The following is a 6,953-nucleotide window of genomic DNA, read 5'->3' as shown; positions in this document are numbered from 1 at the left end:
GCTGATTTTCCGGGGGCCTGAGGCCCCCGGGAAATCAGTTGAAAATGGCGTGGCAGCAGTTGCTCTCGTAGTCGCAGTCGACGGCGGGCTGGTCGCAGGTGCCGAGCAGGAAGCCCTGGCCGTCCTTGCACTCGATCTCCGCCGGGTCCCAGGAACAGGCCAGCGGGTTGGTCAGGTAGCCGTCCTTCAGAAGTGATTCCATGCCGCCGCCGCCCGGCCTGACCATGCCGAGGCCATAGGTCGTGATCGCGGCGTGGTCGGCGATCAGGTAGCCGGGAATGCTCGGCGCGATCTTGTTGGCCTCGACCATCGCCTTGCCGATCAGGTGATAGGAGGTGCTCTCGTTGAGGAAGCGCTTGCCGCCGGCATTGACGATCAGCGTGCCGGGCTTGGCCCGGTCGAAGATGAAATGCGGGAAGACCGCGGTCGTCCCGTCCGGGCGCTTGCGCACCGAGACCGGCGCCCAGAACACGTTCTCCATATTGCGCTCGCCCATGCGCGCCCCGGCGGCGAGCGCAAGCTCGAGCGCCGCGCCCTTGTGGCCGGGCGCGCCCGGCGTATAGGTCTCGACATCCGGCACCAGCTCCTTGCGCAGCTTCGGGTGACGGTTGAAGCCGCCCGAGGCGAGAATGACGCCACGCCTGGCGCGGATGTCGTGGCGCCGGCCGTCCTTGACCAGGCTGACGCCGGTGATCTTGCCGCCTTCGCTGTCGAGCCGGTCGACCGCGGCGTTGGTCCAGATCGTCCCGCCGCGCTGGAGCAGCGAATAGAGCAGCCGCCCGATCAGCGCATTGCCCATCACGAGCCGCGTGCCGCGCTTATGGCGCATCCGGTCGCGGGCGTGGCGGGTCAGCAGGCCGAGCGAGTGCCGGAAGGATTTCCAGGACTTCTTCAGGTTGAGCAGCTGGTTGATGTCGTTGCGGTCGACCATCATCCCGCCGAGAACGGTGAATTCCGGGATCGGCGGGCGCAGCAGGTCGAACTTGTCGCCGAGCAGCCTTCCGTCGAAGGCGACCGGCTCGAGCGCGCGCCCGTTCAGGGTCGAGCCCGGCAGGCCGGAGATGTAGTCAGGATGCAGCGGGTAGGGCCTCAGCCTCACCTGCGATTCGCGCTCGAGCACTTCGACCGCCCGCGGCCCCTCTTCGAGGAAGGTGCGGATCAGCTCCTGCGAGGCATAGTTGCCGAGCGCGGCATGGAGATAGGTCTCCGCCTGCGCGATGCTGTCGCCTTGGTTGACTTTGGCGGCGTGCAGCGTGTTCGGGATCCAGATCGTGCCGCCGGAATAGGCGGTGGTGCCGCCGACATATTCGGTGCTCTCGACGACCAGGACCCTGGCGCCCGAGATCGCGCCGAACAGCGCGGCCGACAGGCCGGCGCCGCCGGCGCCGATGACGACGAGATCATAGGAGTTCGCATCGCTGCCCGCCTTGCCGGCAGCCTGGCTTTCTGTCGCGGCCACGCCTCGGTCCCTCTCCTGCGGCTCGGCCCCGGCGCGCCGCGCGGATCGGTCCGGCAGGGCGCCGAACAAATCTTGCGATGGCCGGCGCGCGGCTCTTTCCTGACGCCTTCACCAGCCCTATAATGAAATCTGAAATAGAATTCCAGAATGAACTTTCAATTTAAATGCGATGGCGTTATGCGCCGTCGGCCTGACCCCCGGAGGAACCGCCATGAGTTATGCCGTCACCACCATCACCCCCGAGATCGGTGGCTTGCCGAAGGTGCTGGAAGGGGTCAAGGCCGCCGTCACCGGCGACGGTTTCGCCGGCACGCTGCTGGGCTGCTTCACCGCCGAGATCGGCGGTCTCAACCAGGTCCTCATCCTCCAGGCCTATGATGACGACCGCGCCCTCGCCGAGGATCGCGCCCGCCAGGTGCTGGACGGCAACCCGTTCGGCGCCGCCGAGCACTATCGGGAAATCAGGAGCTCGACCTATGCTTCCTTCGATTTCGTGCCGCCGATCACGCCAGGCAAGCATGGCCCGGTCTATGAGTTCCGCATCTACGGCCTCAAGGCGGCGGGCCTGAAGCCCACCATCGAACTTTGGCGCCAGGCGGTGCCCGAACGGGCCAAGGTCTCGCCCCTGCTCGGCTGCATGTACGCCATCGATGGCGATCTGCCGCGCTTCCTGCATATCTGGCCCTATGCCTCGCTCGACGACCGCATGGCCAAGCGCACGCGCTCGGTCGAGATCGGCATCTGGCCGCCCAAGGGCGGGCCGGCTCATCTCGCCAGCATGAGCTCGGGAATCTACCTGCCGACTGCGTTCTCGCCGCTTTCCTGACGCGAGGGCCTGTTCATGACCGTCCTCATCACCGGCGGGACCGGCTTCATCGCCGCCTGGCTGATCCGCCGCCTGCTCGGGCGCGGCGTCGGCGTCCGCGTCCTCGACATCGCCTCCGACAGCGCCGCCGTCCGCAACATCCTCGGCGACCTCGCCGGTCAGGTCGACTGGCGCCTCGCCGACGCCCGCGACGGAGAAGCCGTGCATGCTGCGGCCGAGGGCTGCGAGCGCGCCGTCGCCATGGCCGGCATCCTGACGCCGGCCTGCCGCGCCGATCCGGTGCGGGGTGCGCAGATCAACCTGATCGGCACGCTCAACGTCTTCGAGGCGGCGCTGCGTCAGCGCATGGCGCGGGTCGTCTATGCCAGTTCGGCCGGGGTCTTCGGTCCCGACAGCGGCAGCCTGCCGTTCCCGACCACGCATTACGGCGCCTTCAAGCTTGCCTGCGAGGGCAGCGCCCGGGCCTATTGGGCCGACCACGCCATGCCCAGCATCGGCTTTCGGCCGTTCATCGTCTACGGGCCGGGCCGCGGCGAGGGTGGGGCGAGCGCCGGGCCGACGCTCGCCTGCCGCGCGGCCGCCGAGGGCGCGCCCTACACCATCAACTATGTCGGCGGCGCCGGCATGATCTATGTCGACGACGTCGCCGCGGCCTTCGAGGCGGCGCTGTTCAGCGACGTGCCCGGCGCGCATGCCTTCAACCTCGCCGGCAAGGTCGCGACCATCGCCGAGATCATCGCCGAGATCGGCCGCCAGGTGCCGGGCGCTCGAATTTCCTCGGAGGGCGTGCCGATGCCGATCGCCGCCGAACTGGCGCCGGATGACATTGCGACGGTCCTGCCGGACCTGCCGCAAACCAGCCTGGCGGAGGGTCTTGCCGCCACCATCGCCTATTACCGCAACCAGGATGCCAGGGCATGAACCGCCTGATCTCGCTCGCCCACCTCACCGTCATCGAGCTTGCACCGCCGGAGGTGATCACGGCCGCCGCTGCCGCCGGCTACAGCCATGCCAGCCTGCGCCTCGCGCCCGCCTCGCCCGGCGTCGAGGCCCAGTATCCGATGATCGGCGATACGCCGATGCTGCGCGAGACGCTGGCGCGCATGGCCGATACCGGCGTGCAGCTCTTCGATTTCGAGATCCTGCGCATCAACCGCGACACCGTGATCGCCGACTTCCTGCCGGTGATCGAGACCGGCGCGAAGCTCGGCGGCAAGTTCGTGCTCGTCGCCGGCGATGTCGAGGATGAGCCCTTCATGACCGACAGGTTCGCCGAGGTCTGCGAGCTCGGCGCGCCGCTCGGCATCGGCATGGGGCTGGAATTCATGCCCTGGACCGGCGTCAAGACGCTGGCCTCGGCTCGCCGCATCGTCGAGGCGACGAATCCGCCCAATGGCCGCATCATCATCGACGCGATCCATGTCGACCGCGCCGGTGAGACGGCGGCCGACGTCGCCGCCATGCCGAAGCATCTGCACTGCTATTTCCAGATCTGCGACCTGCCGGCCGAGCGCCCGACCGATGACGCGACGATGATCTACCAGGCGAGGCAGGCGCGCCTGCCGCCGGGCGAGGGCGGGCTCGATCTCATCGGCATGCTGCGCGCCGTCCCGTCCGACCTGCCGATCAGCATCGAGATTCCGATGGCCGAGCTGGCCAAGACCATGTCAGCCGTCGAGCGCGCCCGCATGCTGAAGCAGAAGACGGAGGCGATGCTGGCTGGGCTCGAGGCGCGAGCGTCCGCCTGATGCGTGAGGCGGCAATGGTGCCGAGGCCGGCTGACACGCGATGGAGATGAGCTCCCAGCCCGAAGAGAGCTGCGACCTGCTGGTGATCGGTTCCGGCGCCGGCGGGCTGTCGGCCGCGGTCTCGGCCGCCTGGCACGGGCTGAAGGTGATCGTCGTCGAGAAGGAGCCGGTCTTCGGCGGCACCACCGCCTGGTCCGGTGGCTGGATGTGGGTGCCGGGCAATCCGCTGGCACGCGAGGCCGGCATCCACGAGGACGCGGCGACGATCCGCACCTATCTGCGCCACGAGCTCGGCAACCATTACGACGCCAGGATCGAGACTTTCCTCGAAGCCGGGCCGGAGATGGTCGCCTTTTTCCGCGACAGGACGTCGGTCAGCTTCATCGACGGCAACCGTATTCCCGATATGCACGGCAACAGCCCGGGCGCCGGCCTCGGCGGGCGTTCGGTCTGCGCCGCGCCCTTCGACGGGCGCGAGCTCGGCCCGCTGATCGAGAAGCTGCGCCCGCCGCTCGACGAGATCTCCTTCCTCGGCATGGGCATCGCCTCGGGCGTCGATTTCGGCCATTTCCTCAACGCCGCCCGCGCCTGGAACTCCTTCCTGCATGTCGGCCGGCGGGTCGGCCGGCACCTGGTCGACCTCGCTCTCCATCGCCGCGGCATGCATCTGGTCAACGGCAACGCGCTGGCCGCGCGCCTGCTCAAATCGGCGGCCGATCTGAAGGTCGATCTACGCGTTTGTTCGCCGGCAAATCGTTTGCTGGCCCGCGACGGCGTTGTCATCGGTGCGGTTGTCGGCGAGGGCGATGGCGAGGTCGCGATCCGCGCGCGTTCCGGCGTCGTGCTGGCCTGCGGCGGCTTCCCGCATGACCATGAGCGCCTGCGCGAGCTGCTGCCGAACAACCCGGCCGGCCGCGCCCATTGGTCGGCGGCGCCACGCAGCAATACCGGCGATGGCCTGCGCCTCGGGGAGGCTGTCGGCGCGATCGTCGATGCTGGCCTGGCCGCGCCCTGCGCCTGGTCGCCGGTCTCGCTGGTGCCACGCAAGGATGGCTCCTTCGGTCACTTTCCGCATCTCGCCGAACGGGCGAAGCCCGGCCTGATCGCCGTGACCGCCGATGGAAGGCGCTTCGTCAACGAGGCCGGCAGCTATTACGACTATGTCGAGGCGCTGCTGAAGGTGCTGCCGCCGGGCGCCGAGCCGGTCTCCTGGCTGATCTGCGACCATCGCTTCCAGCGCCATTACGGGCTCGGCTTCGCCAAGCCGGCGCCGCTTCCGCTCGCGCCGCATCTCGCCAGCGGCTATCTCAAGTGCGGCCGCACCATCGAGGAGTTGGCCGCCGCCTGCGGCATCGATCCGGACGGCCTCTCCAGGACGGTCGCCGACTATAATGACGGTGCGCGCGCGGGCGCCGACCCCGAGTTCCGCCGCGGCGAGACGCCCTATAGCCGCATGGGCGGCGATGCGGCCGTCAAGCCCAACCCGTCGGTCGCCCCGATCGAGCAGGCGCCGTTCTATGCGGTCCGGATTGTGCCCGGCAGTCTCGGCACCTTCGCCGGACTGAAGACGGATGCGCAGGCCCGCGTGCTCGATACGGCCGGCCAGCCGATCGCGGGCCTTTTCGCCGTCGGCGCCGATATGGCCAGTATCATGGGCGGCACCTATCCGGCTGGCGGCATCAATCTCGGCCCGGCCATGACCTTCGGCTATCTCGTCGGCCGCGATGCGGCAGCCAGGCGCAAGGGTGGGTGAGGCGGCGATGGCGGCAGGTCCCGGAGCGATCAGGCGCGGCAGGCACGGCACCGGCGGCGGCGTGCTCGAGCGCACGCTCGCGATCCTCGAACTGCTCGCCGCCAATGCCCATGGCCTGCCGCTCTCCACGGTCGCCGATCGCCTCGGCATTCCGCGCAGCGCCGCGCATCGCCTGCTCACCAGCCTGGTCGCCGCCCGCTATGTCACCCAGTCGGAAGCGCAGGCCGATTACCGCCTGACGCCGAAGATCGCTTCGCTGGCGCTGACTTTCCTCTCCGATATCGGCGTCACCGATCTCGCCCAGCCGGTGCTCGACCGGCTGGCGCGCGAGACCGGCGAGCTGGTGCGCCTGGCCCTGGTGGAGGGCGAGACGCTGACCTTCGTCGCCAAGGCGCAAGGCTCGGCCTTCGGCCTGCGCTACGACCCCGATATGGGGCGCGAGCCGCGGCTCTCCTGCACCTCCAACGGCCAGCTCCTGCTGGCCCAGTTCAGCGATGAGAAGGCCGCCGCATTGGCGACCCGGCAGGGCTTCGGCCATGACGGCGAGATCGGCCCGCGCGCGCCGCGCACGCCGGAGGAATTGCTCAAGCATCTGCGCCTCGTCCGCAAGCGCGGCTATGCCCTGACGCTGCAGACCTTCGCGCCCGGCATGCATTCGATCGCCTGGCCGATCAGGCGGCCGGGCAGCGGCGAGATGCTCGGCATCGTCAGCATCGCCGGTCCGGCGGTGCGCCTGCCGGAGGTCAGGCTGATCGCGTTCCTGCCGCTGCTGCGCGCCGCGGCCGAGGAGCTCTCGCTGGTCGATGTCGCGGCCGGCCGGGCGGGCGATACGGCGCCCGCCGCCCCGGAGCGCGCTCCTTCTCCCTCGCAACGGAAAGCAAGAAGCTGATGACCGGAAGATTCGAAGGCCAGGGCGCGATCGTCACCGGCGCCGCCCGCGGCATCGGCCTCGGCATCGCCAGGCGGCTGGCGGAGGAGGGCGCCCGCGTCGCACTCTGGGACCTCGGTTTCACCGATTTCGACCGTGCCGCCGCCGGCTTCGAACCCGCGTTGAAGCAGGAAGTCGACGTCGCCGATCTCGCTTCGGTCGAGCGCGGCTTTTCCGCCTCGCTGGCGGCGCTCGGCCAGGTCGACATCCTGGTCAACAATGCCGGCATCAACGGGCCG

At 69.2% G+C, this 6,953-nt stretch carries 7 protein-coding genes; 6 read left to right on the top strand and 1 reads right to left on the bottom strand.

From position 1 onward, the window contains the following. Positions 1-34: 34 nt before the first annotated feature. The gene (locus V6M56_RS13525; protein ID WP_332684491.1) at positions 35-1,459 is read right to left on the bottom strand and encodes an FAD-dependent oxidoreductase; all 1,425 of its coding nucleotides are present in this window, start codon (positions 1,457-1,459) and stop codon (positions 35-37) included. 211 nt (positions 1,460-1,670) lie between these two features. Here V6M56_RS13525 and V6M56_RS13520 point away from each other — a divergent pair, with 211 nt between their 5' ends. From V6M56_RS13520 to V6M56_RS13495, 6 genes are all read left to right on the top strand, one after another. Beyond that, positions 1,671-2,285 carry an NIPSNAP family protein gene (locus V6M56_RS13520; RefSeq protein WP_332684489.1) on the top strand — a complete coding sequence of 205 codons (615 nt, stop codon included), beginning with the start codon at positions 1,671-1,673 and terminating at the stop codon, positions 2,283-2,285. Between the two features lie 15 nt (positions 2,286-2,300). Further along, positions 2,301-3,206: an NAD-dependent epimerase/dehydratase family protein gene (locus V6M56_RS13515; protein WP_332684487.1), complete on the top strand. Its 906-nt coding sequence runs from the start codon at positions 2,301-2,303 to the stop codon at positions 3,204-3,206. After that, positions 3,203-4,033 (top strand): sugar phosphate isomerase/epimerase family protein, encoded by an 831-nt coding sequence (locus tag V6M56_RS13510; RefSeq protein ID WP_332684486.1) that lies wholly within the window; start codon positions 3,203-3,205, stop codon positions 4,031-4,033. The genes V6M56_RS13515 and V6M56_RS13510 overlap by 4 nt, the downstream gene beginning before the upstream one ends. A gap of 46 nt (positions 4,034-4,079) precedes the next feature. After that, the gene (locus tag V6M56_RS13505; protein ID WP_332684485.1) at positions 4,080-5,786 is read left to right on the top strand and encodes an FAD-dependent oxidoreductase; all 1,707 of its coding nucleotides are present in this window, start codon (positions 4,080-4,082) and stop codon (positions 5,784-5,786) included. 7 nt (positions 5,787-5,793) lie between these two features. Beyond that, the gene (locus V6M56_RS13500; RefSeq protein ID WP_332684483.1) at positions 5,794-6,675 is read left to right on the top strand and encodes an IclR family transcriptional regulator; all 882 of its coding nucleotides are present in this window, start codon (positions 5,794-5,796) and stop codon (positions 6,673-6,675) included. Then, a partial coding sequence (locus V6M56_RS13495; RefSeq protein ID WP_332684482.1) for an SDR family NAD(P)-dependent oxidoreductase occupies positions 6,675-6,953 on the top strand: 279 nt, incomplete at its 3' end. The genes V6M56_RS13500 and V6M56_RS13495, both read left to right, overlap by 1 nt.

This window comes from Allobosea sp. (assembly GCF_036675845.1).
In the GTDB taxonomy this organism is placed as follows: Bacteria; Pseudomonadota; Alphaproteobacteria; order Rhizobiales; family Beijerinckiaceae; genus Allobosea.
The sequence above is the reverse complement of the archived record's forward strand: the minus strand, read 5'-3'. Positions and strand labels throughout refer to the sequence as shown.